The sequence below is a fragment of the Streptomyces synnematoformans genome (genome assembly GCF_039531005.1).
Lineage (GTDB): Bacteria > Actinomycetota > Actinomycetes > Streptomycetales > Streptomycetaceae > Streptomyces > Streptomyces synnematoformans.
Genome location: NZ_BAAAPF010000018.1, coordinates 1 through 26,077 on the forward strand (window position 1 = coordinate 1; position 26,077 = coordinate 26,077).

Sequence of the window (26,077 nt, forward strand, 5' to 3'; positions counted from 1 at the left end):
GGCCCCGCCGGCGCAGGGCGCGAAGGCGGGGGCCCACTCCGCCGGGTCCGCGCCGGCGGGCACGGCCACCGTGGCCCCCCTGGCCTCCCTGGCCGCTCTGCCGGCCCCGCCCTCCCTGGCCTCGCTCGTGGCGGCCCCCGGGCCGGTGGCGCCGCCCCCGCGGCTCGACGTGCTGGACCTGCCCGAGCTGCGCCGGCTGCGCCGCGCCGCGCAGCAGGAGGAGGCCGACCTCAGCTACGTGCGCCGGCTGCTGCACGGCCGGATCGACATCCTCCGCGCCGAGCTGGGCCGCCGCGCCAGCCCGCACTCGCCGGTGCTGGACCGGCTGCCCGAGATCCTCACCGACGGCCCCTCGCCGCGGCCCGCCTCGGCCCGGCACGTCACGCTGGGCCCGCCGCTGCGCGAGGAGTACCGGGAGCTGGCGGAGCAGATGCTCGCGGAGGTCGCGCTGTCGGACCTGTCGGCCCGTACGGACGAGGAGCTGCACCAGGGGCTCGCCCGGCTGGCCGGCCACGAGGCGCGGATCTCCGGCCGCCGGCAGCGGCTGCAGCGGACGGCGGACGAGTGCAGCGCGGAGATCGCGCGCCGTTATCGTGAAGGGGAGGCGCAGGTAGACGACCTGCTGCCGTGAGTTCTGACCGAGCGGCGGACCGGAGAGACCCTTCAGGCCGCGCCCCGGCACGGAAGGCCCCGCCCCGATGCACGACGACACCCGGATATCCCCGCCGCCGTCCCCCGGTACCGCGCCGGCCGCGAAGGGCACGTACGCACCACCGCCGCCGCCCGTGCTGGCGGAGGTGGTGCGCTCCGGCTTCGTCGAGGGGCACCACCGCGGGTCGCTGGTGCTGCTGGGGGCGGACGGCGCGGTGGAGCGGGCGTGGGGGGACGTGGACGCGCAGGTCTTCCCGCGGTCGGCGAACAAGCCGTTCCAGGCGGCGGCGGTGCTGCGGGCGGGGGCGCGGGCCGCCGGGGAGCCGCTGGCGGGCGAGCGGCTGGCGCTCGCCGCGGCCAGCCATTCGGGCGAGGCGTTCCACCGCGACCTCGTACGCAAGCTGCTCGCCGAGTCCGGGCTGTCCGAGGACGCGCTGCGGAACCCGCCCGACCTGCCGCTGGACGCCGAGGAGCGGGAGGCGTACCTGGCCGCAGGGCTGACCCGGGACCGGGTGGCCATGAACTGCTCCGGCAAGCACGCCGCGATGCTCGCGGCCTGCGTCGCGAACGGCTGGCCCCGGGAGTCGTACCTGGCCGCCGACCACCCGCTGCAGCGGCTGGTGCGGCGGACGGTGGCGGAGACGGCGGGCGAGGAGGTCCGGCACGTCGGCGTCGACGGCTGCGGCGCCCCGCTGCTGTCGCTGTCGCTGACGGCGCTCGCCCGCGGCTTCCGGCGGCTGGTGCGGGCCGCGGAGGGCACGCCGGAGCGGCGGGTGGCGGACGCGATGCGGGCGCACCCGGAGTACGTCGCGGGCACCCGGCGGTGGGACACCTGGCTGATGCGGGGCGTGCCGGGGGCGCTGGCGAAGGTCGGCGCGGAGGGCGTGCAGGCGGTGGCGCTGGCGGACGGGCGGGCGCTGGCGTTCAAGGTCGACGACGGGGCGCTGCGGGCCGTCGGCCCGGTGCTCGCGCGGGGGCTGGCGCTGCTGGGCGTACGGTCGCCGGCGACGGCCCGGATCGGGGCGGCGCCGCTGCTGGGCGGCGGGGAGCAGGTCGGGGAAATTCGCGCGACGTTCTGACGTACGGCCCTTAGCGTGGGCGGATGATCCGTGACCCCGGTGGTGCCGGCGACGGCATCGAGATCCGTACGCTCGCCGAAGACGACGTGGCCGGCTGGCTGGCCGCCCTGCAGACCGGCTTCCTGCGGCCGCCCGCGGTGACGGCGGAGGACGTCGCGACGTTCACCGGGTCGCGGGACCTCGCGCGGGTGCGGGGCGCGTACGACGGCGGGCGCTGGGTGGGCACGTACCGCAGCTTCGACCAGGAGCTGACGGTCCCCGGCGGCGCCGCGGTGCCCGCGTGCGCGGTGTCCTCCGTCACGGTCTCGCCGACGCACCGCAGACGGGGCCTGCTGACCCGGATGCTGACGGCGGACCTGGCGGCGGCGAAGGAGCGCGGCGACGTGGTCGCCAGCCTGATCGCCGCGGAGTACCCGATCTACGGCCGCTACGGCTTCGGCCCCGCCACCTGGATCACCGACTACGAGGTGAGCACCCGGCGCGCCCAGCTCGACCCGCGCTACGCGGGCCCGGACGACGGCGGCTCCGTCGAACTCCTCGACACCGCCGGGCTGCTGGCGATCGGCCCGCCGCTGCACGACCGGTTCCGCCGGCTGGTGCCGGGCGCGGTGGACCGCGGCGCGCACCGGTGGCAGGTGCACACGGGCGCGGCGCGCTTCAGCGTCGACGAGCCGTGGGTGGAGCCGTTCTACGCGGTGTACCGCTCGGCGGCGGGCGAGCCGGAGGGCGTCGTCACGTACCGCGCGAAGTGGGGCGAGTGGCCCGGCAAGCTCCCCGACGACCGGCTGACGGTGACCGACCTGATAGCCGTCACGCCGGCGGCGGAGCGGGCGCTCTGGCGCTACCTGGTCTCCATCGACTGGGCCACGACCCTCCATACGGGCCACCGGGCGCCCGACGATCTCCTCCCCCTCTGCCTGGGTGATCCTCGGGCGGCCCGGGTGACCGCGCACGCGGACTTCCTGTGGCTGCGGCCACTGGACGTCCCGCGTCTTCTGGAGGCCCGCGACTACGCGGCCTCCGGCTCCCTGGTGCTCGACGTGCACGACCCGGCCGGCCTCGCCGGCGGCCGCTTCCTGCTGGACGCCGGTGGCCCGGGCGGCACCGGCTGCTCTGCCACGGACCGGCCCGCCGACCTCGCCCTGAGCACGGCGGAGCTGGGCCGGCTCTGCCTGGGCGACGAGTCCGCGGTGCGGCTCGCCGCCCTGGGCCTGGTCGACGAGGAGCGCCCGGGCGCCGCCGCGCGGGCGGACGCCCTGCTGCGCACCTCGCGCCGGCCGTGGTGTCCCGACATCTTCTAGGTCTCCCCCGGGTTCTCCCTCACTGCCCGGCCGCGGGGCGGCCGGGCTCGGCGGACTGGAGCAGCAGTACGGCGAGTGCGAGCCCGCCGACGGTCATGCACGTGACGTTCTGCGCCTTGAGCCCCACGAGCAAGGTGGTGAGCCCGATCGCTCCCACCGTGCCGAAGCGCCATTCGACGAAACGCTCGAAACCGACGAGCAGCGCGGACATGGCCAGGGTGATTCCGACCGGCATGGTGGGTCCCTCCCTTCTGCGAACACGGCGGTCCCCCTCCCCCCATGCGCCGTTGGACAGCGGGAGAGCGCGAGCCCTCGGCGACGACCATTACCACCAACTTCCTCCAGTTGTCGCCAGGATCGCAGAGTTGGTTGCCAACTCTGCTTAACTTGTGCCCTGTTGGTAACCAACTCAAAACATTCCTCAGACAACCCACGCCGGTTGGCCGGAAGTTGTAATGTTGGCCGGGTGAGCGAGGACCAGCATGCGGCAGCCGGCGGCCGGATCGCGCGCGACCACGTCGCCGACGCGCTGCGCGCCCGCATCGACTCCGGCGAACTGCAGCCGGGGGACAGCCTGCCGACGCAGAAGGCGCTGATGGCGGAGTTCGGCGTCGAGCGCGGCGTCGTACGGAAAGCGCTTGAGCTGCTCAAACGCGAGCGCCTCCTCGCCGACGTCGGCCGGGGCTCGCCGCCGACGGTCGCCGGCCCGCGCGCCGCGGACGCGGACGCGCCGCGGGCGGCCGGAGTGGAGCTGGCCGACCGGATCGAGCTGGCATTTCAGGCCACCCACGTGACCCTCGACGCCCTCAACCTGACGACGGAGACGCTCACCCACGCGCTGGCGCACACGGTCATGGGGATCGCGACCGGCGAACGACGCGCGCCGGAGTCGATCACCGCCCGCATCCTGGTGCCCAGCCCGGACGCCCACCTCGCCATCCCCCAGCTGATCAGCGACACGTCGGACCCCCGCCCGCTGCAGCGCCTGCGCGACCTGGTCGACCTGCACGCCCGCAGCCTGGACCACACCCTGCGGAACCTGCGCGAACGCGGGCTCGTGCCCGAGGTCTCCGTCGAGATCCGGGGCATGCCCCTCACCCCGACCAGCAAGCTCTACGTCCTCAACGGCACCGAGGCGCTGATGGGCTACTACCGGGTGCTGCGGCGGGAGGTGGAGTACAGGAACGAGCTGATGGCGATCCACGACGTCCTCGGCCTCAACGCCCCGCTCTTCCACTACTCCGCGGGCCCCGACAGCCGTGACCACCACGACGCGGCCTACGTCGAGCACTCCCTGATGTGGTTCGAGTCGCTCTGGTCCAGCATCGCCGTGCCGTACCCCCTCGGGTACTGAACCCGCACCCCTCGGTTGTGCGCGGGCGTGGCCGGGACGTGGCACGGGCCGCACCGCCGACTGCCCGAAACCGGACGGCCGTTGTACGGTGCACACCGGACACTGATCCACCGGCGTTCGGCGAGGCGGCGCGGACTCGGCGAAACGTCACGGCACCATCCACGACACGTACGGGACGGAGACCCCCTTGCGGCATGTCCACCGGCTGGTGCACGGCGGCGGCGCACGCCACGCGAACCCCGCCGACGGGAACCGCGGCCGGCCGGGGACCCGCCCGGAAGCCGCCCCCGTACGGTGGATCGGATGGAGATGACTCCCCTCGCGGCGGCGCTCGACTCCGCGAAGTGCGTGTTCTTCGACTTCGACGGACCGATCTGCCGGCTGTTCGCCGGCCACCCCGCCGACCGGGTCGCCGCGCGGCTCCTGGAGCTGCTGAACGGCCGGGCGCCCCGCCTCCTGGCAGACGCGGCGTACCGGCCCCACGACCCGCTCGACGTCCTGTCGGCCGCCCTCCGGGCCGCGCCGGCCCACGAGTTGATACGTACCGCGGAGGACCGGCTCAGCCGGGAGGAGCAGACGGCGGCGCGGTCGGCCACCCCGACGCCGGGCGCCGACGCGCTGATCGAGGAGCTGCGCAGGCAGGGCCGCACCCTCGCCGTCACGTCGAACAACTCGGCCGCCGCCATCCGCGTCTACCTGCGCCGGCACGGGCTCACCGACCACTTCTCCGCCGCCCACATCCACGGCCGCCAGGCGCACCCTATCCGGCTCAAACCGGACCCGGACTGCCTGTGGCGGGCGCTGGAGTCGACCGGGACCATGCCCGGCGAGTGCCTGATGATCGGGGACGCCCCCTCGGACTGCGCGGCCGCCGACGAACTCGGCGTCGCCTTCGTCGGCTACGCCCGTACGCCGGACAAGGCGGCGGCGCTGGCGGGAGCGGGGGCGCGGCTGATCGTCGGCTCGATGCACGAGATGCTCGACGCGGTACGCGGCGGCACAGCCGGTCCTCCCGCCCGGACACCGGACAATTAACTGGTGTCCCGGCGGCGTCGAGGGGACGCGCGGGCCGTAGCCGAGTAACCTGCCCTGATCACGTGCCACCCATCCGCCCGCCACGCCACAGCCGAGGACACCCGACCGATGCCGGCCTCCCAAGCATCCCCTCTTCAGGCCCTCTTCGCCGCGGCGGAGCAGGTCGTGGGGCCGCTGCCCGGATACCACCACGAGACGTACGCGGTACGGCTGCCCGCGCCCGGGCTGTTCGGACAGCCGGCCGGCTGGGTCAAGCTGCGCGACCCCCGCCCCGGCCTGCTGTGGTTCGACCGCAGGTGCTTCGCCTCCGAGGACGCGCTGCTCACCGAGCTGGCCGGCCGCGTCACCCGGGTCCCGGCGGTCGGGCGCATCGACTCCCTCACCGTCCAGGGCTTCATCGAGGGGTGCACGCTGGCGGAGGTCGCCGCGCCGGGAGAGGAGGTGCCCGCCGCGTTCGCCGACCAGATCGTCCGGCTCTTCCGGGAGCTGCTGGCCGTCGACCCCCGCGATCCCGCGCTGCGCGCGCTCCACTCCCCCGTACCGGCAGACGGCGACAGCGCGGCCTTCGCCCGCGACCTCGTCCGGTTCACCTTCACCGACGTGGTCGAGCGCTCACTGCCGCACTTCGACACGCTCTTCCACCGCCTGGGCATCCACCCGCGGTCCGCCCGCTCCGCCGCCCGCTCGCTCGAAGCCCGGCTGGCGGGGATGACCCCGCGCCCCTTCGCGCTGCTGCACGGCGACGTCCACCGCGCGAACCTCATCGTCGACAGGGAGGGCGCGCTGTGGACCATCGACTGGGAGCTCGCTCTGATCGGTGACCCGCTCTACGACCTGGCCACCCACCTGCATCTGATGCGCTATCCGGCCGGGCAGGAGAGCGAGGTCGTCGCCCGCTGGGCCGAGGCGGCGGAGCAGCACCGGCCGGGCGCGGCCGCCGGTGTCGAGGCGGATCTGCCGCGGTACCTCGCGTTCAAGCAGATCCAGTCGGTCTACACGGACGTGATCCGCCAGGCGTACTCGACGGAGCGGGGCGAGACGTCGACGGCCGAGGCCGCGAAGGCGGTCAGCGCCGTGCTCGACCGGGCGGCGCATGCGCTGCCGTCGCCCACGGCGGTCGGCACCGGGGAGATCGAGCAGGAGTTGCAGACGTGGCTCGCCGCTCCGCGGGAGCCGCGCGCGGCCAATACCGGGGGATCGTCTTCCGCGTCGTAGGGTGACGGCATGAGTGCAGCCGACGAGCCCGCACACGACCCGGCCGTGTTCGAGCTGGCCACCAAGGCATTCGAGCTGGCACGACAGGGGCAGACCGACACGCTGTCCGCGTACGTGGACGCCGGGGTGCCGGCCGGGTTGCGCGACGACGACGGGGACACCCTCGTCATGCTCGCCGCGGTGCACGGGCACGCGGACACCGTCGGCGCGCTGCTGCGGCGGGGCGCCGACGCGGACGAGGTCGGGGCGCTGGGCGCGACGCCGCTGGCGGCGGCGGTGCGGTCGGGCGCGGACGAGGTCGTACGGGTGCTGCTGCGGCACGGGGCGGACCCGCAGGCCGGGTCGCCGTCGGCGGTCGCGGCGGCCCGGGCGGCCGGCCGGACGGAGCTGCTGGAGCTGTTCGGCAGGGTGTGAGGGACGGCGGGGGCGCGGGGGCGGCGGGACGCCGGACCGCGGGGCCCGGTGCCGTTCGTACCGCCCGCCCTCACGCCCCATCTTGTACTCCCTCAGGCCCCCGCCCGCCCCCTCACGACGTCCGCCTCCTGAACAGCGCCGCCGCTGCCGCCACCGACACCGCCGTCAGCCCCGCGCACCACGCCAGCGCCTCCCACGGGCTGCCGCCCACCGGGTGCCCCAGCAGCAGCCCGCGCAGCGACTCGATCACCGGGGTCAGCGGCTGGTGCTCGGCGAAGCCGTGCAGCCAGCCCGGCATCGAGTCGACGGGGACGAAGGCGCTGGACGGATACGGCAGGAAGGCCAGGAAGAAGGTGAAGCCGCCCGCCGCCTCCGGGGAGTCGGCCAGCAGGCCGACGGCCGCCGCGACCCACGATATGGCCGTGATCACCGCGAGCAGCAGCCCCGCCGACGCGAGCCAGCCGCCCACCCCCGCCTCCGGGCGGAAGCCGACGGCGAAGGCGACCCCGAAGACCAGCACCGTGGCGGCCAGGTTCCGCACGACGCTGGCGGCGACGTGGCCGGCGAGGACGGCGGTGCCGCCGACGTCGAGGGAGCGGAAGCGGTCGATGACGGCGCCCTTCATGTCGTCCGCGACGCTCATCGCCGTCGTGCCGGCGCCGAAGCCGGCGCCGAAGCCGGCGCACAGCACGAGGACGCCGGGGGCGACGTAGTCGACGTAGCGCCCGTAGCCTCCGCCGGTGTCGATCGCGCCGCCGAAGAGGTAGACGAAGACGAGCATCAGCAGCACGGGCAGCGCGAGCGCCGTGATCACCGCGTCGGGGTTGCGGGAGCTGAGCCGCACGGAGCGGCCGACCATCGTCGCCGAGTGGGTCAGGGCGTCAGCCATCGCGGGTCACCTTCAGGAAGACGTCGTCGAGCGTCGCGGAGTGCAGGGCGAAGCGCTCGATCAGGGTGCGGTCGGGGTCGACGGCGTCGAGCAGGTCGCGTATGTGCGCGGCGCGGCCGTCGGTGGTGACGCCGAGGGTGCGGGTGGCGGGGTCGCGGCGCACGGTGAGGTGGTCCAGGGCATGGGCCGCCTCCTCGTACGCCTCCGGCGAGACCAGGGTGAGGTCGAGCCGTTCGGCGGAGACCTGCTGCTTCAGCTCCGCCGCCGTGCCCTCGGCGACGAGCTTTCCGCCGTCGAGGAGCGCGATGCGGTCGGCGAGGCGGTCGGCCTCCTCCAAATACTGCGTGGTGAGGAAGACCGTCACGCCGGCGTCGGCGAGGCGGCGCACCTCGTCCCAGACGGCCTGCCGGCTGCGCGGGTCGAGGCCGGTGGTGGGCTCGTCGAGGAAGATCACGGAGGGGTCGCCGACCAGGCCGGCGGCGAGGTCGAGCCGGCGGCGCATGCCCCCGGAGTACGTGCCGACGCGGCGGTCCGCGGCGTCGCCGGCAAGGGCGAACCGCTCCAGCAGCTCGGCCGCGCGGCGGCGGGCGGCGGGGCGCGACAGGCCGGAGAGGCGGGCGACCATGCGGAGGTTCTCCGCGCCGGTCTGCTGCTCGTCGAGCGCGGCGTACTGACCGGTGAGGCTGATGGCCCGGCGGACCCGCGAGCGCTCCGCGGCCACGTCGAACCCGGCGACGCGGGCGCTGCCCGCGTCGGCCCGCAGCAGCGTGGCGAGGATCCGGACGGTGGTGGTCTTGCCGGCGCCGTTGGGGCCGAGGAGGGCGAAGACGGTGCCGGGCGCGACGCTCAGGCCGACGCCGTCGAGCACGGTCGTGCGGCCGTACGCCTTGGTCAGGCCGGCGGCCTCGACGGCGGGGCGGGCGGGCTGGGGCACGGCGCCCCCTTTCTCCTGGAGGTTTCTGCCGGATGTTCTGCCGGGTGTTCTGCCGGGTGTTTCTGCTGGAGATTTCTGCGTATGCCGTACACGCTACTGCGTAGAACATACACGGAACTGCGTATGCCGTAAACTGAGCGCATGGACGCCACGGACGCCAGCGAGGACAAGGGCACTGCCGGAGCAGTGCCCGCCAGCGTCGAGGCCGCCTGGGGCCTGCGGCCGCGGCCGCAGAAGGGGCCGCGGCGCGGGCTGACGCTGGACGGGATCGTGGCGGCGGCCGTCGCGGTCGCGGACGCCGAGGGCCTGGAGGCCGCGTCGATGGGGCGCGTGGCCAAGGAGCTGGGCGTCTCGACGATGGCGCTGTACCGGTACGTGGCCACGAAGGACGAGCTGGTCACGCTGATGGTCGACGGGGCCTTCGGCCCGCCGCCGCCGCTGCCGGAGGACGCCGCGGACGACTGGCGGGCCGGGCTGCGGCACTGGTACCAGGCCATCGGCACCGCGATGTTCGCGCACCCGTGGGCCGTAGCCCACGTCCCGAGCGGCGGCCCGCCGGTCACCCCCAACCAGCTCGCGGCCCTCGACCAGGCCCTCTACATCCTCCGCGACACCCCGCTGACGGAGTTCGAGAAGGTGGCCACGGCGCTGCTCGTCAGCAACCAGGTGCGGGCGGAGGTGACGATCGCCCTGACGATGGGCGGCAACCCGGACATGGAGCAGCTGATGAACGAGTACAGCCACTTCCTGCTCCGGGTCTCCGACGCCGGCCGGCTGCCGCACCTGCGCACGGCCGTGGAGGGCGGCGCCTTCGACGAACCGGACGTGCAGCCGCCGCAGAACCCGTCGGACTACGACGAGTTCGCGTTCGGCCTGGAGCGGGTGCTCGACGGCATCGAGGCGCTGATCGACTCCCGCCGCGCGGGCTGAGCACCCGGGCTGAGCACCGGGGCTGATCAAGGGCTTCCGCCCCCGGGCTTCCACCCCCGGGCTTCCGCACGGCGGGGCGGCGGGGGATCATGGAGCATGCGCGCGGACGGCTGGCACCTCACCGAAGACGTCGACGAGTTCCTGGCCGGGGCGGGGGAGTTCCTGCGCGCGCGGCCCGTACCGCACCTCATGGCCCTGACCTGGACGGCCCGCCTGCAAGCCCGCGGCACGGGCCCGTACGGCGGCGGGGCTCCGCTGCTGGGCCGGCTGACGCGGGCGGGGTCGGTCCTCGGCGTCTGCCACCAGCTGCCGGGCCGCAGCCTCGGCCTCACCCCGCTCACCGCCGAGCAGGCCGACTCCCTCGCCGCCCGCCTGGCCGCCCTCGGGCACCCCCTCCCCGCCGTCGGCGGCGACCGCGACACCACCGCCGCCTTCGCGGCGGCCTGGCAGCGCCGTACGGGCGCGACGCCGACCCCCGCCGTACGGCTCCGCCTGCGCCGCCTCGGTACGCTCACGCCGCCGGAGCCCGCGCCCGCGGGCCGCGCGCGGCCGGTGGCGGACGAGGAGGACCGCGCGCGGCTGATCGCCTTCATCCGCGGCTTCGCGGAGGACGTCGGCGAGGACGTCACCGTCGACGCCGCCACCTGGCCCACGACCCGCTTCGCCGACAAGCACTACACGTTCTGGGAGGCCCCGGACGGCACGCCGGTCTCCGTGGCCGGCGTCAACCCGCCGGTCGCCGGCCTCGCCCAGGTCGACCCGGTCTACACCCCGCCCGCCCACCGCGGCCACGGCTACGCGGCCGCGGCCACGGCGGCGGTCACCCGCGCGGCGCTGGCCGCGGGCGCCACGGAGGCGGCCCTCTTCACCGACGCGGCCAACCCCACCAGCAACGCACTCTACGAGCGCCTCGGCTACGCCGTGCACGCCGACTGGACGACGTACCGGTTCGCGTAGCCGCCGCGGTCAGGTGGTCGCCGCCGGCGTCTTCCCGGCGGGGGCCGGAATCCTCGCCCTGGCCTGGGTGAGTTCGGCGCGGCCGAAGAGGATCGCGTAGCCGGGCGGGAGGGCGGCCAGGATGCGGTCCAGCAGGTCCGGTCCGGCGAGGGCGGCGAGGGCGCCGAGGACCGTGCCGACGTTCCAGCGCGTGGTGGCGAGGGTGCCGCCGGTCTGCGCGGCCAGGCGCTTGACGAACGCCGGGCCGGTGAGCGGCTCGCGGTCGGGGATCTGGCCGGCCAGGATCTGCGCTGCTTCGCGGGGCAGCCGGGCGGCGAGGTCGACCCGCTCGTCGCCGGTGAGCTGCCGGCCCAGAGCGGCCAGGACGGTCGAGGTGACCTCGCCGGCCTGTTCGCGGTCCGGGTAGATGCCGTCGTAGCGCACGCGCTCCAGCAGGTCTTCGTACGTCCTGGCCGACCAGGTGGTGTGCGGGGTGGGGACTGCTGCCGGATGCATCGGTGTCGTATGCCCTTCTCGGTAGGGGTGGTCGGACGGGTGTACGGCGGTCACGGCGGCCGTCACCGGTCATGCGGGCCGTCCTCGTCGGCGCTGTCCTGGGGGTGTCCGAACAGCAGGTCGTACCCGGGCGGCAGCTGCAGCAGGATGTCGCGGGTCAGCTCCGCGCCCGCCGTGTCGGCGGCGACGCTGAGGACGGCGCTGACGTCCCAGGCCGCGGTGCGTTCTGTGGCGCCCTCGATCCAGGCCGCGGTGGCCCGTACGAACCGCTCCGGACTCAGGGGCTCCGCGGCCTGCAGGGGGTTGAGCAGGATCAGGCCGAACTCCTCCGGGAGGCGGGCGGCGAGGTCGGCCCGCACCTCGCCGACCAGGTGCGCCCTCAGCAGCGCCAGGACCGTGCGCGCCGCCCGGTCCGCCTCGCTGCTGCTGTCGTACCTGCCGCGGTCCTGCACCAGCTCCAGAAAGACTTCCCGTCGCATGACCATCGCTGCCACCTCATCCGCACGTCCGGCGCCTTGTGCCGCCCACGGGGCGGCGGAAGCGGGTACCCGGAGGGAGACCGGTCTACTTCCGCCGCCCGCGGCCGTGCCCTCAGTTGCTGATCTGCCTGCGGTCGGAGCCGCCGCCGATGCTGATCTTGCGGGGCTTGGCCCGTTCCGCGATCGGGATCCGCACGGTGAGGACACCGGCGTCATAGGACGCGTCGATGCGCTCGGTGTCGAGGGTGTCGGCGAGCATCACCTGGCGGGAGAAGACGCCCAGCGGTCGCTCGGACAGCTCGACCTGGACCTCGTCGCTCTTGGCGAGGGGGCGTCGCTCGGCCTTGATGGTCAGCATGTTCCGCTCGACGTCGATGTCGATCGCGTCGCGGTCGACGCCGGGCAAGTCGACGGCGATGACGTACGCGTCGCCGTCGCGGTAGGCGTCCATCGGCATCGCCGAGGGCCTCGACCACGTGCCGACAGAGTCGCCGAAGAACTGCTGGGTGAGCCGGTCCAGCTCACGGAAGGGATCGGTGCGCATCAGCATTGGGAATACACCTCCAGGTCGGTCAGGCAGTTCATGCCATGCGCTGCTACCTGCTTCTGGTTTACCATGTCATCGGAGTGATGACAAACTCTGGCGTCAGCCAAGAGACGACGTAAGCCGGGGAGTCCCCCATGACGACCGACGACCACGCCCCACCCGCACTGCCCGCCTCCTTCCTGGCCGCCAGCGAGGCGCTCAGGTCCATCCAGCAGAGCCTCCACACCGCGCACGAGGCCGGGCCGGACGCGCGGCCCGACGCCGATCCGGGGCACGCCCTGGCCGCTCTGCTGCTGCTGCGCCAGCTGCGTGACCAGCTGGCCAGCTGGGAACCGGGCCTGATCGAGACGGCCCGCAACGCGGGCGCCAGCTGGGCCGAGCTGGCCGGTCCACTCGGCGTGGCGAGCAGGCAGGCGGCCGAGCGCCGCTACCTGCGGGTGCGCCCCGGCGCCCTCGGCACCACCGGCGAACAGCGCGTCCAGGCCACCCGCGACCGGCGCGCCGCCGACCGCCTGCAGGCCGCCTGGGCCCGCAGCAACGCTGCCGACCTACGACAACTCGCCGGCCAGATCACCGCACTCACGGACCTCCCCGCCGCCGACCGCACCCGCCTCACCGAAGCCCTCGGCCAGAACGACGCCAGCGCCCTCCTGACACCCCTGGCCGCCGTCCAACCACACCTCGCCACCCGCCACACCCGACTCGCCGAGCAGGTGACCACGCTCCTCGACGACAGCCACCGTGTCCGGTCTCAGTGAAGCTGCATCACGGCGGGGCCGTGACCGTTGTCTGTCAGAGATGCCTGGCACAGTGCCGTTGTGGACGTCGATTCCTTCTGGGACCTCGTCGAGGAGTGCCGGCGGCAGGCGCAGGAGCCGGACGAACGGCTCGCATGCTCCAGTCCAGGTGCGCTTGGACGAGGTGACGCAGGCATGGCAGTTGCGTCACAGCCAGCCGACCTTCCTGATCACATCGGCTGCGACCTCGCCAACCGAGCGCGTGGTGGCGTCAACGCTGAAGTCATCGACTGCTGCTTGGTCGAGGATCCCACCCAGCTCGCCGGCCCTGGCCAGGTGCCATCGCAACGCTTCGGGCTCGTTCTCGTGGCGCCGCACGAGTCGCCGGTGGTTGACAGACATATCGACCTGGAGTCGGCACACCGAAAGCTCAGTGCCGACCGCATCGCCGCACAGCCTTCGCTCATCCACGTTCTCGATCACACCGGCGAGGACCAGCCGAGCCGCCCCGGCAGCGCGGAAGTTGTCGGCCATGCTGCGCAGGTTCCGCAACATCACGCCGAAGTTGAAGCGGTCTCCCGGAGGCGCCGGCCAAGACCGGCGCAGCCAGTCGAGGTCAATGACGGCATTGGGTATCCCCGCATCGGCGAGAAGGCCGCCCACGCTCTCAGCCACCGACGTCTTGCCGACGCCGACAGTGCCGTTGATCAGGAGAGAACGGGGTTCCAGAGAACGATCTGCTTGCATGCACGAGACCCTACGACCCGGCGCGGTGCAAGCCCGTCGGTCTTCCAGGCCGCAGACGAACGGCCCTGAACTCACCCCCCACCCGGTGGTTACATCCTGGGTGGGACGTGTTGGCAACCGGTGTCCCGTGCCGAGCACGTCGCCCGGCTCAACCGATGCTGTGGCCTCCCCCAAGGTGAAGGTCAACCAAGGCTTTGCCCGGCTCCGCCCGATGGTCTCTCCCCATCCAGGTGCTGCGTGATCAGCGGAGGCCGCTGGTCTCGGCTTCCCTCGGTGGAGACGGCATGGTGGCTACGCGGCGGTGAGCGGGAACGGGCCGGTGCGGACCAGGACGCTGCGGCCCGCAAGCTGGCTGCCACGGTGACCCGTCTCGCTGAAGGTGAACCACGTCGGGGCTGTGACCAGCGGTGGTTCACACTGAGCGAGACGGAGGTGCGGTCGGCGTCTCGCTCAATCTGAGTTCTGAGGATCAGGGCTTGCCTCGCGTCCGGCGGCGAACTCGTCGAGGAGCTGGAACAGGACCTTGATCGCATGCCTTTCGTCCTTGGAGGGCAGGTCAGTGATGTTGTTCCAGCCCTCTGGGAGCGCGATATGCAGGACCTGTCCGGGCCAGGCATGGTTGCAGCTGCGGCCGCGGCGGGCGACGAGCCACTCGTGCCAGCCCGTGAGCCCCTGTCCGCCATGGCGTATCGCGTGCTGGTCGTAGCCGGTGAGGAAAGCGGTCAGCTGGTGGAACGACGAGGCTGTGCCGACGAACATGCCGGGGCGCTGGCCGACGCAGGCAAAGTACTCGCGCTCGCTCATTTCCCTGATCGGTCTCATCGGTCTCCTTCGCAGGTCTGGTGCGGGTCCGGAAGTGCACCCTGCGGATGCCGACGGTCGTTCCAGAGTCGTCTGAGGGCTTCGAGGTCGGTGCGGGGGAAGTGGTGCCGGCCCCATTTGCCCCGGTAGCTGCTCTCGCCGTAGGTGCGCGCGACGTCGTCGAAGCAGCGGATTGCGGCGCGGGCCAGCTCGTCGATGGGGTATCGGCTCAACCAGACTTCGGTGCCCTTGTTGTCGTGGTCGCGTCCGTCCCGGAGCTCCAGGACCCGGGTCCAGACGTACTCGTTTTCCCGAGAGAAGATCCATCGATAGGCGGTCGGCTCGGCCTCGAACTGCGCTCGGGTTTCCGTCTCGCCGGCGATCAGCCGGGCCAGCGCGGTCAGGAATTCTTCCGGCGCGCCCGTGACGTAGGAGGCGGTGAGCACGATGACCGCCTGGCGGTCTGTGACCGTGCAGTCAGCCCATCCGTGTCCGTCGAGGCGCCAGGCAAGGCGCAGGCCGATCGTCACGGCGGATTCCCTTCCAGCCGGATTCCGACAGCGCGGTTGTTCAGGCAGCGGAGAGTCATGCCGCTGTCTTCGGCGCCGCCCGGGTAGGTCATGCGGGTCAAGTTAGGTCAAGGCCAGGACCGCCGTCACCACGGTTCCCGTGGGCTGCCGCTGTCTCGATGGTGTGCGCGATCATGCGGAGTTGGTGGATGAACCACGGCTTGGCGGTGGTGCGGAGGGAAGTTTCGCTGGGGAGCCGCCGAATGAATTCTGCGCGGAAGGCCCGGAAGTCCTCTTGAGTGCCCGAGAGTGCCAGGCTGCGCCAGTGCGGGGCTGCGTAGAACACCATGGCCTTGACGACCTCTGGATAGATCGCCGCGTAGCGCTTGGGATCCCATGGCCGGACGGTGCGGGCAGGGCGGGGCTGGAGCCGGGCGAGTCGCTGTGTGAGGTCGCTGATCCGGTAGCCGTGCTGGAGGAGGGTGGTCCAGAAGCGGGAGGTCTGTTCGTAGCAGACGTTGACCACCTCGGGGCCGTAGCGGCGAAGGAGCCGGTAGTGGCGTCTTTGGGCGGCGACGATCTCCGGTAGATCGGCGAGGTCGAGCTGGTTGGCCGGGGCCTCGACGGCCCGGCCGATCCAGAGACGATGGGGGATGCAGACCTGGTCATGGTGTTTCGACATCCAGGCCATGACGCCTTGGCCGGGGGTGCCGGTCCTGCGGGCGACACAGCGCCGGCACGCCCATCGGGGAGTTGCGGCAAAGGGACCTTGCGGGATGTTCCACGCCTGCCGCTCCCAGCGGGGGATCGCGTACTCGATCGAGGCCCGGGGCTGTCCGCTGAGGACACTGAGCCGGCTGATCGGATCCAGACGGGAGTCCAGCCAGTGGGAAGGCCGCTGAAGGCGTTTGACGGGCATCGCGTTGGCCGTGGCGAGGCGGTCCAGGAACGACGCTTCGGTCTCCTGGGGGAAGGGCTTGAGCGGACGGGGCAGCGGACGGAAGACGACGGCCTCGAATGGCCTGTTCACCCGGCTTTCCTGCCTGCGTCGGGCGGGGAGTCAGACTCGCTGTTGTGATCGATCCGGATGTTTCGCAGGGAGGTTTTGGTGATGCGCTCACTGCCGTCGAGGATGGCGGAGATCGCCGCGGCCCGGATCAGGTGGGAGAGGCTCCCGATCATGCCGCCGGTTCGCTGGTGCAGGTACTTCGAGAGATCGGCCAGGGTGTCGGGCTTGTGACGGTGCAGACGAAGAGTGCTCTCCAGCGAGGCGATCAGTGCCCGCCACTCGGTGCTGCGGGGGAAGGCACCGGTGCGGACCAGGATGCAGCGGCCCCCGAGCTGTTTGCCGCGGATCCCGGTGAACAGCCCGGACTTCTCAACGTTGATGCCCGCATAGACGAAGGTCGCCGGCAGGTGCTCGGTAAAGTACTTCAGATGATCGGAGAGGTCCTCGCCCGCGGTTGTCGCGTGGTTGAGCAGGTGGATCTCGTCGACCAGGACCAGTTCGGTGCGGGCCTCGATCATCACCTGACAGACGGCGCTGGTGACATCGATGGTGTTGTGCCGGGGGTTGATCACGGGCAGGCCCAGGAACCGGGCGAACTCCAGGGCGAGTTTGCGCGGGGAGCCCTTGGGCGGGGCGGTGATGTAGACAACAGGAATGCGGTCGCTGCCCGGATACCGCTGCTGGACACGCAGTTCGTGGGTGCGGCCGAGCTGTTTCAGCGCCGTTGTCTTCCCAGTCGTCCACTGGCCGGAGACGATCATCCCGCGACGGGCGCCGTGTTCCCGCTGGTTGAGCAGGGTCAGCAGCCGCCCCTGATGTGCGATCTCCCTGACCGCGGACGTGCGCACGACCTGAAGCTCGGAGTGGTAGGCGATCCGGGCCTCGTCGTAAGGGTCCCGGGATGCCGGGGAGAGTGCCTGCCACTGCTGACCGGGCAGCAACTCGAAGGCGGCAGGGTCGGTCTCGACGAAGCGCCGCCAGCCCTCCAGCCGGGTGGAGGGATCGGTCCAGTCGTCCGGCAAGCCGTCGCTCTCTCCCACCGGCTCTGCGGGGCTCACCACCATTTCTCGGCCTCCTTGCGCGCGTCGAAGATCTCCAGCGGGACGACGGCGGCGAGCTCGCCACCGTCCTCCTCGTCCGCGGACACGCATTCCGGCTCCGGCTGCGGTTCGGGTGCCGGCCGGGGCCAGGCGGGCTCGCTGGTAGCCCGTGTGCGGGCGACGACCTTGCGGTCGCGCCGCTACGCCGACCGGGCCTTCCGGTCCGGCCTGCGGCCAGAAACGAGGTTGGGCCCGTCACCAGCCCGGTCCAGCAGGGCCTCCGCGACTTGGGCGACGGCTTCCTCGTCCGGCTTGCGCTGTCCTCGTTCTCGCAGGATCTGGTGGGCCCGGTCAAAGACCAGCTCGCCCATCGGGACGGGAGTGGTGCGCAAGTGGCGCCAGGTCGCGGTGATCCAGCCCGTGCCGTGGTGGTTGCGAATCCAGACGCAGGAGATGTCATAGGGGTCGTAGTGGACCTCCCAGCGCTTGCCGTCCGGGCCCGCGCCCGAGGGCTGCCGGCGGAACGGGGTGAGCGCCGGTGCGTCGTAGGTGCGGTTGTTGATCCGAACCCCGCTGCGGCCGATGACCCGCCATTCACGGGGCATGAGCTGGATGTACTCCTCCGGACTGAGCGAGACCGGGACGTATCCGGCCGCCGACACCAGCGCGGCGTACTTCTCGTTCGGACTCAGCGGACGATCCGGCATCAACGGGTCGCGCAGCCCGTCGTGCGGCCTGGACTGCCAGACGATGACCCACTCCTGGAGAAGCTCCTGGAGCTCGTGGATGGACCAGGCCGCCTGCGCGGACGGGTCCTTGCCCCTCATCTCGACGCTGCGTCCCGCGTAACCGACCACATGCTGGGCGAACATCGTCGACACCGACCCCAGAGTCCGCTCGATGTGCGGCCTGTCGGTCGGCGTGTCCGGATGCGCGGGCTGGAACGAGATCCCCAAATGACGGCAGGCGTTGCGGAAGTTGTCCGAGATGAACGCCTTGCCGTGGTCGCAGACCACCGTCTCCGGAACGATCACCGGGACCGCGGCGGCCTTGTCCAGCCGCTCGTCCAGCGGCAGCAGGGAGGCGTAGGGCAGTACCGATCGTGACATGCGCAGAGCATCGGACCAGCCCGGACGTACCGGTTCCGGGGTCATGGCGCGGGCCAGCAGCAGCGCGGCATCCACCGCCTTCGTCGACGGCCGCAGCACCACCGCGGACAGCGTCCTGGTCGCCAGGTCCACCAGTCCGGTCACCTCGCAGCGGTCCACCGTCCCGTCGTCATGGATGACCATGACGTCCAGCGGTGAGGAATCGATCTCCATCACCTCGCCCGGCCGGGCCGCCGTCATCTGTCCGAACATCCGCTTGGGCTGCTTGCCCAGCGAGCGACGGGTGCGGGCCGACCCGAACAGGTGCTGCCCGGCCGTGACCGCCTCCAGCAGACGGTAGAACGCCGCTCTGGACGGCATCCGGACCGTTCCGGCTCCGTGCTCGGCGACCAGAAGCCGTTCGACCCCGCGCCGTAGCACCTGCGCGGAGACGGTCGGCTCGTCGGTCCGGCTGCCCGCGACCCTCGCGATCGCGTCGACCACCCGGGGATCGGCCCGGCCCGTGCCCGTGGCGGGCCTGCGCATCCTGCCGTCCACCAAGCCCGCCACCCCCTCGCGTTCGAAACGCGACCGCATCCGGCGCAGCGTGCTCAGCCCCACGTCCTCACCGGCGGCCCGCAGCTCGGCCACCTTGGCCAGCTCCCGCTGCCGCAGCGAGTGCACCACCGGGTCGTACTCGGCCCGCCTCAAGGCGGCAGCATCGCCGTCCGGGTGGCCGGTGAGCACCTCGGTCAGGTGCCTGCGCCACCACTCGGCCCGCTGCACCGCTTCTTCCGGCAGGCCCTCCAGCGCCCCGGCTCCGGCATCGGCGGGCGGCTCAACGCGGTGCCGAGCACGGCGAACCCCTCGGACGCCAGGAGATGCCCGAGCAACACGACAGTGGCCCCCTGGGAGTCATCGACCAGCCGCACCGAGGTGCCGTGCAGGGCTGCAACCGTGTGCTCCCGCCCGTCGTAGCGAACCCGGTCACCCAGCGACCGCAGCTTCGGACGCGTCGGCATCTCCGCTCGCCTCCCCCGCGAATGCGGATGCCGGGCGAACAGTCGTGGCCGCCGACAACAGGCCGGCCTCCAAATCCACCGCCAGCTCCCGGCACCACACCAGGTGGAAAAGCACTGGCAGCACGGCAATCGGATCGCCCACCGCACGAGCCCCGGCCAGCAGCCCCCGGGGACGGGTGAAGGCCGCCCGCAACCCCGTCGCCGTCGGCTCGCGCCGCACCCGCGGATGCCGGTAGCCCGACAACCAGCGCAGATTCGCCGCCAACACCGGATCGAGCACACCGACCCGCTCGAAGTCCCAGCCCACCAGAGCACAAGCCGCCGCCGTGGCCGCGAACTTCACGGCATCCTCGGGCTCGATCCGGTCATCAGGGCGCACATCCAGCACCACGGCGGTGCCGTCCCGACGGCGCACGAAGTAGTCCGGCGTGTGACTGACCCGCCGGGCCCGGTCACCAGGCCGCCATGAGAGCCGGAACGGCTGTGCCGCGAAGGCCACCACGTCCGGCTCGGAGTCCAGCCGCATCAGATGACCGAGCTCCACCCACGACTCGAAGCCCACCAACTCGCCACTGGTAGCAGCCCAGTACCAGCCGGGAAAGTTGCGCTGCCCCCGGTACGACGGGAACGCCCGCACCTGCCCAGCAGCCTCGAAACGCGTCGACCACATCGCCTCAAGCGGCCCCTCGTGTAGCTCGCCGCACGCGTCGATGTACTCCAGTGAGAAGTCCCCAGCCTCCACCAGCCACCCCCACACGGCGCTGACCACGTACGACGACCGTAGGGAGCCGGGCACAGCGGTGGCTCAGAAAGAGCGAGACGGATCGGTAGATGGCCCAGGTCGACCGAGACGCAAGACCAGATGACCCAGATAGACCGAGACTGGCCCACCTTCAGCGAGACGGGTCATCCGGGCGGGGGACAGGGCAACGCGATAGTATCGCGATATGTGGTGTGTGACACACTTGCAAGCGGGTGCTTGCAATAGTTAGCGGCGCTGCGGCAGCATCGGAGTATGGCCTCGATACACGTCGGCAACCTCGGTGAGTTCCTGCGGGAGCAGCGGCGCAGTGCGCGGCTCAGCCTGCGGCAGCTGGCCGATGCCGCCGGGGTGTCGAATCCGTACCTCAGCCAGATCGAGCGCGGGCTGCGCAAGCCCAGCGCTGAGATTCTGCAGCAGCTCGCGAAGGCGCTGCGGATCTCCGCCGAGACGTTGTACGTGCAGGCGGGGATCCTCGACGAGCGGCGGGTCGACGGGGCGGACGGGATGGCGGTGCACACCGCGATACTCACCGATCCGGCGATCAGCGAGCGGCAGAAGCAGGTGCTGCTGCAGATCTACGACTCCTTCCGCAAGGAGAACGCGCGCGACGACGCGGGCGGGCGCACGGCAGAGGACCAGACGAACGGGGTAGCCCCGCGGCCGGATGCCGGGCGGGGTGAGGGCGAAGGGAAGCCCGCCAGCGACCGGAGGAGAACGCCATGACCATCACGGACGACGTACGCAAGACGCTCAGCGACCCCACGCCCCTCTACGCCGCCGCCGGCACCGCCGACCTGGCGCTGGAGAAGCTGCGTGAGGTGCCCGCGCTGGTGGAGCGGTTGCGGGCCGAGGCGCCGGAGCGGCTGTCCGCGGTGCGGGAGACCGATCCGCGGGACGTGCAGGAGCGGGTGTCGAAGCAGGCCAAGGAGGCGCAGGCGAAGGTCGCCGAGCGGCTCGGCGACCTCGACACCGACATCAGGAAGCTGCGCGAGACCGCGCAGGACCTCGCGCTGCAGAGCGTGGGCCGGGCCGCCGAGTACGCGGTGAAGGCCCGGGAGACCTACGACGAACTGGCCGAGCGCGGGCGCGGTGCGGTCGCGGAGTGGCGCGGCGACACCGCCGACGCGGTGCAGGTGACCACCGAGATCATCCGGCCCGGCGCGGAGAAGGCGGAGCAGGCGGAGAAGAAGGACGCCGGCGCCGCGGCCGCCGCCACCGGGGGCAAGGCCGCCGGCGGCGACGCCGCGGCGTCCGCGGCCAAGGCCGCCGCCAAGAAGGCCGCCCCGCGCCGCACCGCCGCCCGCGGCGGCACCGGCCGGACCGGCGCCAACGGCACCGCGAAGAAGTCCGCCGCGAAAAAGACCCCCAAGACGGACTCCTGAGCACCCGGCCCCGGGCACACTTCGCGTGCCCGGGGCGTTATACGGGTACGGTGTCTGCGCCGGACCCCTGTACCACTGAGTCGGACTAATAGGCGGTGGACCGCGTGCTCATCTCTGGCTTCAACTCGTTGCTGGCCCTGCTCAGCCTGGCCCTGACGGTGTTCGCCGGCGCTGCCCTGTTCTTCGCGGCCACGGCCCGCGAAGACGCTTACCGCGCCGCCGACAAGAAAACCAAGCAGTTCTGGCTGATCATTCTCGGCGTCGGCTTCGCCGTGATGCTCATCTTCCCGCTGCTCTCGTTCCTGCCGATCATCGCGCTGATCGCGGTCATCGTCTTCATGGTGGACGTCCGGCCTGCGCTCAAGCAGGTCGGCGGCGGCCGGCGCAGCGGCGGCGGCAGCAGCTCCGACGGGCCCTACGGGCCGTACAACGGGCGCTGACCGGCGCCCGCGTCACGACCTCCGGTCCCCGGGTCCGCACGGGCCCGGGGGCCGATCCAGCAGCAGCGCCGCCACGTCGTCGGTCAGGTCGCCGCCGTTGAGCGCGCGGGCCTCGGTGACCGCGCCGTGCAGCAGGTCCTCGCCGCCGAGGCCCCGGTCCAGCAGACCGCCGACCAGCGAGAGCATGCCCTCCTGGCCGAGCCGCTCGCGCCCCGGGCCCGTCCGGCCCTCGATGAGGCCGTCCGTGTAGAGCATGAGGCTCCACGCGCCGCCCAGCTCCACCTGCTGGCGCGGCCAGCGGGCGCGCGGCAGCAGGCCGAGCGCCGGGCCGCCCAGCTCCTGCGGCAGCAGCCGCGGCCGGCCGCCCGGGACGGCGACCAGCGGCGCGGGGTGGCCGGCCAGGTAGAGCCCGGCGCGGCGGGCGTCGGGGGAGATGTCCACGGTGCACATCGTGGCGAATATCTCGTCGTCGACCCGCTCGTTCTCCAGCACCTGCTGCAGCGTGGCCAGCAGTTCGTCGCCGACCAGCCCCGCGAGCGTCAGCGCCCGCCAGGCGATGCGCAGCTCCACGCCGAGCGCGGCCTCGTCCGGGCCGTGGCCGCAGACGTCGCCGATCATCGCGTGCACCGCGCCGTCGGGGGTGCGGACGACGTCGTAGAAGTCGCCGCCGAGCAGCGCCCGGGTGGCGGTGCCGCCCGCGGAGGGCAGCGGCAGGCCGGGGCGGTAGCAGGCGGCGAAGCCCAGGCCGGAGCCGGCGAGCAGCGGCGTGGGCAGCAGCCCGCGCTCCAGCCGGGCGTTCTCCTGCGCCCGCAGCCGGGAGGCCGTCAGCCGGCTCTGCGCCAGGTCGGCCCGCTTGCGCTCGACCGCGTACCGGATGGCGCGGCCGAGCACCCGGCCGTCCAGCTCGTCGCGGAAGAGGTAGTCCTGCGCGCCGACGCGCACGGCCTCGGCGGACAGCTCCACGTCGTCCTCGTCGGTGAGCGTGAGCACGGCGTGCGCCGGTGCCATGGCCAGCACCGCGTGCAGCGCCGCCAGCTCGTCGCCCGCTTCGCCTGGGGCGGCCCCCTCCGCGAGGGCCGCGCCGGCCGCGTCGCCGGGCACGCTCAGGTCCAGCAGGATGCAGTGCACGTCGGGGCCGAGCAGCCGCTCCGCCTCGGTGAGGTTCCGCGCCGTACGCACCCGGATCCGCTCGCCGTGCCGGCCGGCGCCGGCCTGCGCCAGCATCCGCGCGATGCCGGGCCCGCTGCCGGGCTCGGCCTCTATCAGCAGCAGCGTCGGCGGCTCCGGCACCGCCCCCGGGCCCGGGTGCGGCTGCGGCTGCGGCTGACCGGAGGCCGCCGGCGGGTGCCCCGACCGCTGCGCCGGCAACGGCGCGTGCGGCTGCGGCGACGGCGCGTGCCCGGCCGGCGGCAGCGGGTGCCGCCGACGCGGCGCGGTCTGCGCGTCGGTCACCCCGGCACCGGCGGCGGACTGGTCAGGTCCGCCGGACGGTCCGAAGGCCGGGGAACGCCCGGTTGCGGGCATCGCTCTTCCTTCCCTCCCCCCGAGGGTGACGGCCGGGCGCAGACGCGCCCGCGGCCGTGTGCGGCGGCTCCCGCCGTCTCCGGCAGAACCGCCAAGGAGGGACCCTAGCGTGATCACCGGCCGGTACGGAACGGGCGACGCGGCCCGGAACGCGACCGTGCTCCCTGCCCTTTGCCCTGCTGGGAGCGGTCGCGCCGGGCCGGCCGCCGCCGTGTCCGGCGGGGCCTGCGCATGACGCATATCACGCGTCGGGACGCACCACGGCCTTGATCGGCATGCTCCCCGCGCCGGCCACGGTCACCTGCCGGCCGGGCCGCGGCGCGTGCACGATCGTGCCGTCGCCGACGTATATGCCGACGTGGCTGGCGTCGGAGTGATAAATGATCAGGTCGCCCGGGCGCATCCCGCGCACGCCGACCCGCGGCAGCCCCGCCAGCTGGGCCTGCGAGGTCCGCGGAATCCGCACCCCCGCCGCCTCCCACGCCCGCATCGTCAGCCCCGAGCAGTCGAACGTGTCGGGCCCCTCGGCGCCCCACACGTAGTCCTTGCCGAGCTGGTCCGCGGCGTACGCGACGGCCTTCTCGCCGGCGGGCGTCGCCGCCGCACCGGTCCCGTCCAGGATCCCGGAGTCCAGCCAGCGCGCCTGCGCCTCGCGGGCCCGCTCGCGCTCCAGCCGGCGCAGCCGCGCCCGCTCCTCGGCCCTGAGCTTCCTCTCCAGCTCCTTCGCCGCGGCGAGCCGCTCCGTTATCTCCTTCTTCGCCTCGGCCCTGGCCGCGCGGGTGCGCTCCAGCCGCTCGTACGTCCCGGCGGCGGCCCGCGCATACCGGGCCAGCCGCCGCTGCGTGCCGGTCACCTCGGTGATCAGGCGCCGCTGCGCGTGCTGCCCCTTGCGGGCCAGCCGCAGGTCCCCGACGAACTCCTCCGGGTCGTCGCTGAGCAGCAGCTGCGCCTCCACCGGCACCCCGCCGCCCCGGTACTGCGCGCGGGCCAGCGCGCCCGCCTCGTCCTTCAGCCCGGCCAGCCGCCGGCTCGCGGCGCCCGCCGCCCGGTCGAGCCGCTCGGCCTTCTCGCGCTGCTTCCCCGCCTTCGCCTCCGCGTCGTTGTACGCGTCCGTGGCCGCCTCCGCCTCGCGGTACAGCCGCTGCACGCGGGCGTGCACCTCCTCGACCGTCGGCATCGGCTCCGCCCCGGCGGACGGCCCGGTCAGCGGCACGAGCAGCGCCAGCAGCCCGGCCACGGCCGCGGCCCACGCCCGACGCCGGCGCGCTCCCCCGTTTTCGCGCATGGGTCTTCCCCGTTCCCCCTCGCGTGCCCCCGGCTTCCCGGGGCTCTGGCCAGCCCCGGGTGCTCACACGTCCCGGATGCTGCCACAGCCGCCGCCGCCCCCGCAGCCCTCCTCCACAGGGCTGTGGATAACCGGGCGAGGAGTTGCAACACGCTCGCGACATACGGCGGTTCGGGTGCGTCTCCGCGGCTTCGCACCGGAAGGCACCGTGCCGCGGGAGAGTGGCGACGGAGGGGTTTTCAACGTTGTAACCACCGTCTACGGTGTCCGCCATGCCTCGTCGAATCCCCCACACGATCGCCCTGATCCTCGGTCTCGCCGCCACGCTGCTCATCGCGCAGTACGCGGCCCCCGGTCAGGCCGGCGCCGCCGACGGCACCAAGCTCCGCGACGGCACCGGCCTCTACCCGCGCGCCCTCCGCCTGGAGCACAGCGGCGCCGCCAACGGCCGCGTCCTCGCCTCGGTCGTCACCTTCGAGGGCAACAACGGCCTCGGCGCGATCTACGAATCCACCGACGACGGCGGCAGCTTCACCCAGGTCGGCACGGTCGCCGACCCGGACGCGGCGGGCGGCCAGGGCCTGTGCTGCGCCACGCTCTACGAGCTGCCGCGGCAGGTGGGCGGCCTGCGGGCCGGCACGCTGCTGTGGGCGGCCTCGGTCGGCCAGGACGAGGCCGACCGCCGCATGGCGCTGCGGGTCTTCACGAGCACGGACACCGGCCGCTCGTGGTCGTACCTCTCGACGATCGCGACGGCTCCGAACGACAAGGGCCTGTGGGAGCCGGAGTTCTCGATCGACGCCTCGGGCGCCCTGGTCGCCCACTACTCGGACGAAACCGACCCGGCCCACAGCCAGAAGCTGGTGGCGGCCCGCACGACGGACGGGGTCGACTGGACCGGCCACCACGACACCGTCGCCTCCACCCTCGCCTCCGACCGCCCCGGCATGGCGGTGGTGCGGAAGCTCCCGAACGGCACCTTCTTCATGTCGTACGAGATCTGCGCCGCGGCCGGCCAGTACGTCTGCGTCGTCCACTACCGCACGTCCGCCGACGGCTGGAACTGGGGCGACCCCGCGCACCTGGGCTTCCGGCCGGAGACGGCCGACGGCAAGTACTTCAAGCACGCGCCCAACCTGGCCTGGGGTCCGGAGCCGGGGAATCCGGACGGGCGGCTGTACCTCGTCGGCCAGGTCCTGCACAACGCCGACGACTCCCGTGCGGCGGGCAGCGGCCGCACCGTATGGACGAACTCGGACAACGGCAACGGCGCCTGGCAGGAGATCGCCGCTCCGGTGGCGGTCGAGTCGCAGACGGTCGACTACTGCCCCAACTACAGCTCGGCGCTGCTGCCGTCCGCAGACGGCGGCCGGCTGCTCGAAATCGCCACGGACTACGAAGGCCCGGTGTGCAAGCCGTACTACGCGACGGGGGCCACCGCACAGTAGCC

Annotated in this window: 29 protein-coding genes; 14 read left to right on the plus strand and 15 right to left on the minus strand. The window is 73.0% G+C overall.

What is annotated here, in order from left to right; translation table 11 throughout:
• The first annotated feature begins 115 nt into the window (after positions 1-115).
• From ABD317_RS05865 to ABD317_RS05875, 3 genes are all read left to right on the plus strand, one after another.
• A complete protein-coding gene (locus ABD317_RS05865) occupies positions 116-631 on the plus strand; it encodes an RsiG family protein (RefSeq protein WP_344288599.1) in 516 nt (171 codons plus the stop codon).
• Positions 632-698: 67 nt separating this feature from the next.
• Complete coding sequence (locus ABD317_RS05870) at positions 699-1,730, plus strand: asparaginase (RefSeq protein WP_344288524.1); 1,032 nt, start codon at positions 699-701, stop codon at positions 1,728-1,730.
• Positions 1,731-1,753: 23 nt separating this feature from the next.
• Entirely contained in the window at positions 1,754-3,031 is a 1,278-nt protein-coding gene (locus ABD317_RS05875; RefSeq protein ID WP_344288526.1) for a GNAT family N-acetyltransferase, read from the plus strand.
• Between the two features lie 19 nt (positions 3,032-3,050).
• Here ABD317_RS05875 and ABD317_RS05880 read toward each other — a convergent pair whose 3' ends face one another.
• A complete protein-coding gene (locus ABD317_RS05880; protein WP_027753173.1) occupies positions 3,051-3,266 on the minus strand; it encodes a hypothetical protein in 216 nt (71 codons plus the stop codon).
• A gap of 231 nt (positions 3,267-3,497) precedes the next feature.
• Between ABD317_RS05880 and ABD317_RS05885 the strand changes: the two genes are divergently transcribed.
• The 4 genes from ABD317_RS05885 (at position 3,498) to ABD317_RS05900 (ending at position 7,049) form a co-directional block, all read left to right on the plus strand.
• Complete coding sequence (locus ABD317_RS05885) at positions 3,498-4,385, plus strand: GntR family transcriptional regulator (RefSeq protein WP_344288529.1); 888 nt, start codon at positions 3,498-3,500, stop codon at positions 4,383-4,385.
• Between the two features lie 303 nt (positions 4,386-4,688).
• Positions 4,689-5,420 carry an HAD family hydrolase gene (locus tag ABD317_RS05890; RefSeq protein ID WP_344288531.1) on the plus strand — a complete coding sequence of 244 codons (732 nt, stop codon included), beginning with the start codon at positions 4,689-4,691 and terminating at the stop codon, positions 5,418-5,420.
• Positions 5,421-5,528: 108 nt separating this feature from the next.
• Positions 5,529-6,635 (plus strand): phosphotransferase, encoded by a 1,107-nt coding sequence (locus ABD317_RS05895; RefSeq protein WP_344288533.1) that lies wholly within the window; start codon positions 5,529-5,531, stop codon positions 6,633-6,635.
• A 9-nt stretch (positions 6,636-6,644) separates the two neighbouring features.
• Entirely contained in the window at positions 6,645-7,049 is a 405-nt protein-coding gene (locus ABD317_RS05900) for an ankyrin repeat domain-containing protein (RefSeq protein ID WP_027753170.1), read from the plus strand.
• Between the two features lie 112 nt (positions 7,050-7,161).
• On the opposite strand, the gene ABD317_RS05905 is transcribed toward ABD317_RS05900, so the two are convergent.
• Both ABD317_RS05905 and ABD317_RS05910 read right to left on the minus strand, forming a co-directional pair.
• Complete coding sequence (locus tag ABD317_RS05905) at positions 7,162-7,938, minus strand: ABC transporter permease (protein ID WP_344288536.1); 777 nt, start codon at positions 7,936-7,938, stop codon at positions 7,162-7,164.
• Entirely contained in the window at positions 7,931-8,872 is a 942-nt protein-coding gene (locus ABD317_RS05910; protein ID WP_344288538.1) for an ATP-binding cassette domain-containing protein, read from the minus strand. Before ABD317_RS05910 ends, ABD317_RS05905 begins: the two co-directional genes overlap by 8 nt.
• Before the next feature lie 141 nt (positions 8,873-9,013).
• Here ABD317_RS05910 and ABD317_RS05915 point away from each other — a divergent pair, with 141 nt between their 5' ends.
• On the plus strand, positions 9,014-9,802 hold the full coding sequence (locus tag ABD317_RS05915) for a TetR/AcrR family transcriptional regulator (protein ID WP_344288540.1): 789 nt from the start codon (positions 9,014-9,016) through the stop codon (positions 9,800-9,802).
• 96 nt (positions 9,803-9,898) lie between these two features.
• A complete protein-coding gene (locus ABD317_RS05920) occupies positions 9,899-10,759 on the plus strand; it encodes a GNAT family N-acetyltransferase (RefSeq protein ID WP_344288542.1) in 861 nt (286 codons plus the stop codon).
• 9 nt (positions 10,760-10,768) lie between these two features.
• Here the strand turns inward: ABD317_RS05920 and ABD317_RS05925 are convergent, their stop codons facing one another.
• From ABD317_RS05925 to ABD317_RS05935, 3 genes are all read right to left on the minus strand, one after another.
• Positions 10,769-11,254: a DUF2267 domain-containing protein gene (locus ABD317_RS05925; protein ID WP_344288544.1), complete on the minus strand. Its 486-nt coding sequence runs from the start codon at positions 11,252-11,254 to the stop codon at positions 10,769-10,771.
• A 62-nt stretch (positions 11,255-11,316) separates the two neighbouring features.
• Entirely contained in the window at positions 11,317-11,739 is a 423-nt protein-coding gene (locus ABD317_RS05930; RefSeq protein ID WP_344288546.1) for a DUF2267 domain-containing protein, read from the minus strand.
• A 106-nt stretch (positions 11,740-11,845) separates the two neighbouring features.
• Entirely contained in the window at positions 11,846-12,283 is a 438-nt protein-coding gene (locus ABD317_RS05935; protein ID WP_344288548.1) for an Hsp20/alpha crystallin family protein, read from the minus strand.
• A gap of 131 nt (positions 12,284-12,414) precedes the next feature.
• On the opposite strand from ABD317_RS05935, the gene ABD317_RS05940 reads away from it, so the two are divergent.
• The gene (locus ABD317_RS05940; RefSeq protein WP_027753163.1) at positions 12,415-13,038 is read left to right on the plus strand and encodes a hypothetical protein; all 624 of its coding nucleotides are present in this window, start codon (positions 12,415-12,417) and stop codon (positions 13,036-13,038) included.
• Positions 13,039-13,224: 186 nt separating this feature from the next.
• On the opposite strand, the gene ABD317_RS05945 is transcribed toward ABD317_RS05940, so the two are convergent.
• The 7 genes from ABD317_RS05945 to ABD317_RS05975 all read right to left on the minus strand — a co-directional run bounded on the left by ABD317_RS05945 (position 13,225) and on the right by ABD317_RS05975 (position 19,975).
• Positions 13,225-13,764 (minus strand): P-loop NTPase family protein, encoded by a 540-nt coding sequence (locus ABD317_RS05945; protein ID WP_344288550.1) that lies wholly within the window; start codon positions 13,762-13,764, stop codon positions 13,225-13,227.
• A 450-nt stretch (positions 13,765-14,214) separates the two neighbouring features.
• Positions 14,215-14,586, minus strand: coding sequence for a hypothetical protein (locus ABD317_RS05950; protein WP_344288552.1), 372 nt, complete (start codon positions 14,584-14,586; stop codon positions 14,215-14,217).
• Positions 14,583-15,095 carry a hypothetical protein gene (locus ABD317_RS05955; RefSeq protein WP_344288554.1) on the minus strand — a complete coding sequence of 171 codons (513 nt, stop codon included), beginning with the start codon at positions 15,093-15,095 and terminating at the stop codon, positions 14,583-14,585. The genes ABD317_RS05950 and ABD317_RS05955 overlap by 4 nt, the downstream gene beginning before the upstream one ends.
• Before the next feature lie 97 nt (positions 15,096-15,192).
• On the minus strand, positions 15,193-16,104 hold the full coding sequence (locus tag ABD317_RS05960; protein WP_344288555.1) for a hypothetical protein: 912 nt from the start codon (positions 16,102-16,104) through the stop codon (positions 15,193-15,195).
• A complete protein-coding gene (locus tag ABD317_RS05965; protein WP_344288556.1) occupies positions 16,101-17,147 on the minus strand; it encodes a TniB family NTP-binding protein in 1,047 nt (348 codons plus the stop codon). The genes ABD317_RS05960 and ABD317_RS05965 overlap by 4 nt, the downstream gene beginning before the upstream one ends.
• A 176-nt stretch (positions 17,148-17,323) precedes the next feature.
• Complete coding sequence (locus ABD317_RS05970) at positions 17,324-18,997, minus strand: Mu transposase C-terminal domain-containing protein (RefSeq protein ID WP_344288558.1); 1,674 nt, start codon at positions 18,995-18,997, stop codon at positions 17,324-17,326.
• Positions 18,998-19,198: 201 nt separating this feature from the next.
• Positions 19,199-19,975: a TnsA-like heteromeric transposase endonuclease subunit gene (locus tag ABD317_RS05975; protein ID WP_425582283.1), complete on the minus strand. Its 777-nt coding sequence runs from the start codon at positions 19,973-19,975 to the stop codon at positions 19,199-19,201.
• A 273-nt stretch (positions 19,976-20,248) separates the two neighbouring features.
• Between ABD317_RS05975 and ABD317_RS05980 the strand changes: the two genes are divergently transcribed.
• The 3 genes from ABD317_RS05980 (at position 20,249) to ABD317_RS05990 (ending at position 21,818) form a co-directional block, all read left to right on the plus strand.
• Positions 20,249-20,719, plus strand: coding sequence for a helix-turn-helix domain-containing protein (locus tag ABD317_RS05980; protein WP_027753159.1), 471 nt, complete (start codon positions 20,249-20,251; stop codon positions 20,717-20,719).
• Positions 20,716-21,378 carry a hypothetical protein gene (locus tag ABD317_RS05985; protein ID WP_344288562.1) on the plus strand — a complete coding sequence of 221 codons (663 nt, stop codon included), beginning with the start codon at positions 20,716-20,718 and terminating at the stop codon, positions 21,376-21,378. The genes ABD317_RS05980 and ABD317_RS05985 overlap by 4 nt, the downstream gene beginning before the upstream one ends.
• Positions 21,379-21,482: 104 nt before the next feature.
• Positions 21,483-21,818, plus strand: coding sequence for a DUF2516 family protein (locus ABD317_RS05990; RefSeq protein WP_344288601.1), 336 nt, complete (start codon positions 21,483-21,485; stop codon positions 21,816-21,818).
• A gap of 12 nt (positions 21,819-21,830) precedes the next feature.
• On the opposite strand, the gene ABD317_RS05995 is transcribed toward ABD317_RS05990, so the two are convergent.
• Positions 21,831-23,342 (minus strand): PP2C family protein-serine/threonine phosphatase, encoded by a 1,512-nt coding sequence (locus ABD317_RS05995; RefSeq protein WP_344288563.1) that lies wholly within the window; start codon positions 23,340-23,342, stop codon positions 21,831-21,833.
• A gap of 241 nt (positions 23,343-23,583) precedes the next feature.
• On the minus strand, positions 23,584-24,627 hold the full coding sequence (locus ABD317_RS06000) for a C40 family peptidase (protein WP_344288565.1): 1,044 nt from the start codon (positions 24,625-24,627) through the stop codon (positions 23,584-23,586).
• Between the two features lie 272 nt (positions 24,628-24,899).
• Here ABD317_RS06000 and ABD317_RS06005 point away from each other — a divergent pair, with 272 nt between their 5' ends.
• Positions 24,900-26,075, plus strand: coding sequence for a sialidase family protein (locus tag ABD317_RS06005; RefSeq protein WP_344288567.1), 1,176 nt, complete (start codon positions 24,900-24,902; stop codon positions 26,073-26,075).
• Positions 26,076-26,077 lie beyond the last annotated feature (2 nt).

Excerpts from the sequence above, each read along its gene's own strand:
- ABD317_RS05870 (WP_344288524.1), top strand. The coding sequence starts at position 699 with ATGCACGACGACACCCGGATATCCCCGCCGCCGTCCCCCGGTACCGCG.
- ABD317_RS05875 (WP_344288526.1), top strand. The coding sequence starts at position 1,754 with ATGATCCGTGACCCCGGTGGTGCCGGCGACGGCATCGAGATCCGTACG.
- ABD317_RS05880 (WP_027753173.1), bottom strand. The coding sequence starts at position 3,266 with ATGCCGGTCGGAATCACCCTGGCCATGTCCGCGCTGCTCGTCGGTTTC.
- ABD317_RS05890 (WP_344288531.1), top strand. The coding sequence starts at position 4,689 with ATGGAGATGACTCCCCTCGCGGCGGCGCTCGACTCCGCGAAGTGCGTG.
- ABD317_RS05895 (WP_344288533.1), top strand. The coding sequence starts at position 5,529 with ATGCCGGCCTCCCAAGCATCCCCTCTTCAGGCCCTCTTCGCCGCGGCG.
- ABD317_RS05900 (WP_027753170.1), top strand. The coding sequence starts at position 6,645 with ATGAGTGCAGCCGACGAGCCCGCACACGACCCGGCCGTGTTCGAGCTG.
- ABD317_RS05905 (WP_344288536.1), bottom strand. The coding sequence starts at position 7,938 with ATGGCTGACGCCCTGACCCACTCGGCGACGATGGTCGGCCGCTCCGTG.
- ABD317_RS05915 (WP_344288540.1), top strand. The coding sequence starts at position 9,014 with ATGGACGCCACGGACGCCAGCGAGGACAAGGGCACTGCCGGAGCAGTG.
- ABD317_RS05920 (WP_344288542.1), top strand. The coding sequence starts at position 9,899 with ATGCGCGCGGACGGCTGGCACCTCACCGAAGACGTCGACGAGTTCCTG.
- ABD317_RS05925 (WP_344288544.1), bottom strand. The coding sequence starts at position 11,254 with ATGCATCCGGCAGCAGTCCCCACCCCGCACACCACCTGGTCGGCCAGG.
- ABD317_RS05930 (WP_344288546.1), bottom strand. The coding sequence starts at position 11,739 with ATGGTCATGCGACGGGAAGTCTTTCTGGAGCTGGTGCAGGACCGCGGC.
- ABD317_RS05935 (WP_344288548.1), bottom strand. The coding sequence starts at position 12,283 with ATGCTGATGCGCACCGATCCCTTCCGTGAGCTGGACCGGCTCACCCAG.
- ABD317_RS05940 (WP_027753163.1), top strand. The coding sequence starts at position 12,415 with ATGACGACCGACGACCACGCCCCACCCGCACTGCCCGCCTCCTTCCTG.
- ABD317_RS05945 (WP_344288550.1), bottom strand. The coding sequence starts at position 13,764 with ATGCAAGCAGATCGTTCTCTGGAACCCCGTTCTCTCCTGATCAACGGC.
- ABD317_RS05950 (WP_344288552.1), bottom strand. The coding sequence starts at position 14,586 with ATGAGACCGATCAGGGAAATGAGCGAGCGCGAGTACTTTGCCTGCGTC.
- ABD317_RS05965 (WP_344288556.1), bottom strand. The coding sequence starts at position 17,147 with ATGGTGGTGAGCCCCGCAGAGCCGGTGGGAGAGAGCGACGGCTTGCCG.
- ABD317_RS05980 (WP_027753159.1), top strand. The coding sequence starts at position 20,249 with ATGGCCTCGATACACGTCGGCAACCTCGGTGAGTTCCTGCGGGAGCAG.
- ABD317_RS05985 (WP_344288562.1), top strand. The coding sequence starts at position 20,716 with ATGACCATCACGGACGACGTACGCAAGACGCTCAGCGACCCCACGCCC.
- ABD317_RS05995 (WP_344288563.1), bottom strand. The coding sequence starts at position 23,342 with ATGCCCGCAACCGGGCGTTCCCCGGCCTTCGGACCGTCCGGCGGACCT.
- ABD317_RS06000 (WP_344288565.1), bottom strand. The coding sequence starts at position 24,627 with ATGCGCGAAAACGGGGGAGCGCGCCGGCGTCGGGCGTGGGCCGCGGCC.
- ABD317_RS06005 (WP_344288567.1), top strand. The coding sequence starts at position 24,900 with ATGCCTCGTCGAATCCCCCACACGATCGCCCTGATCCTCGGTCTCGCC.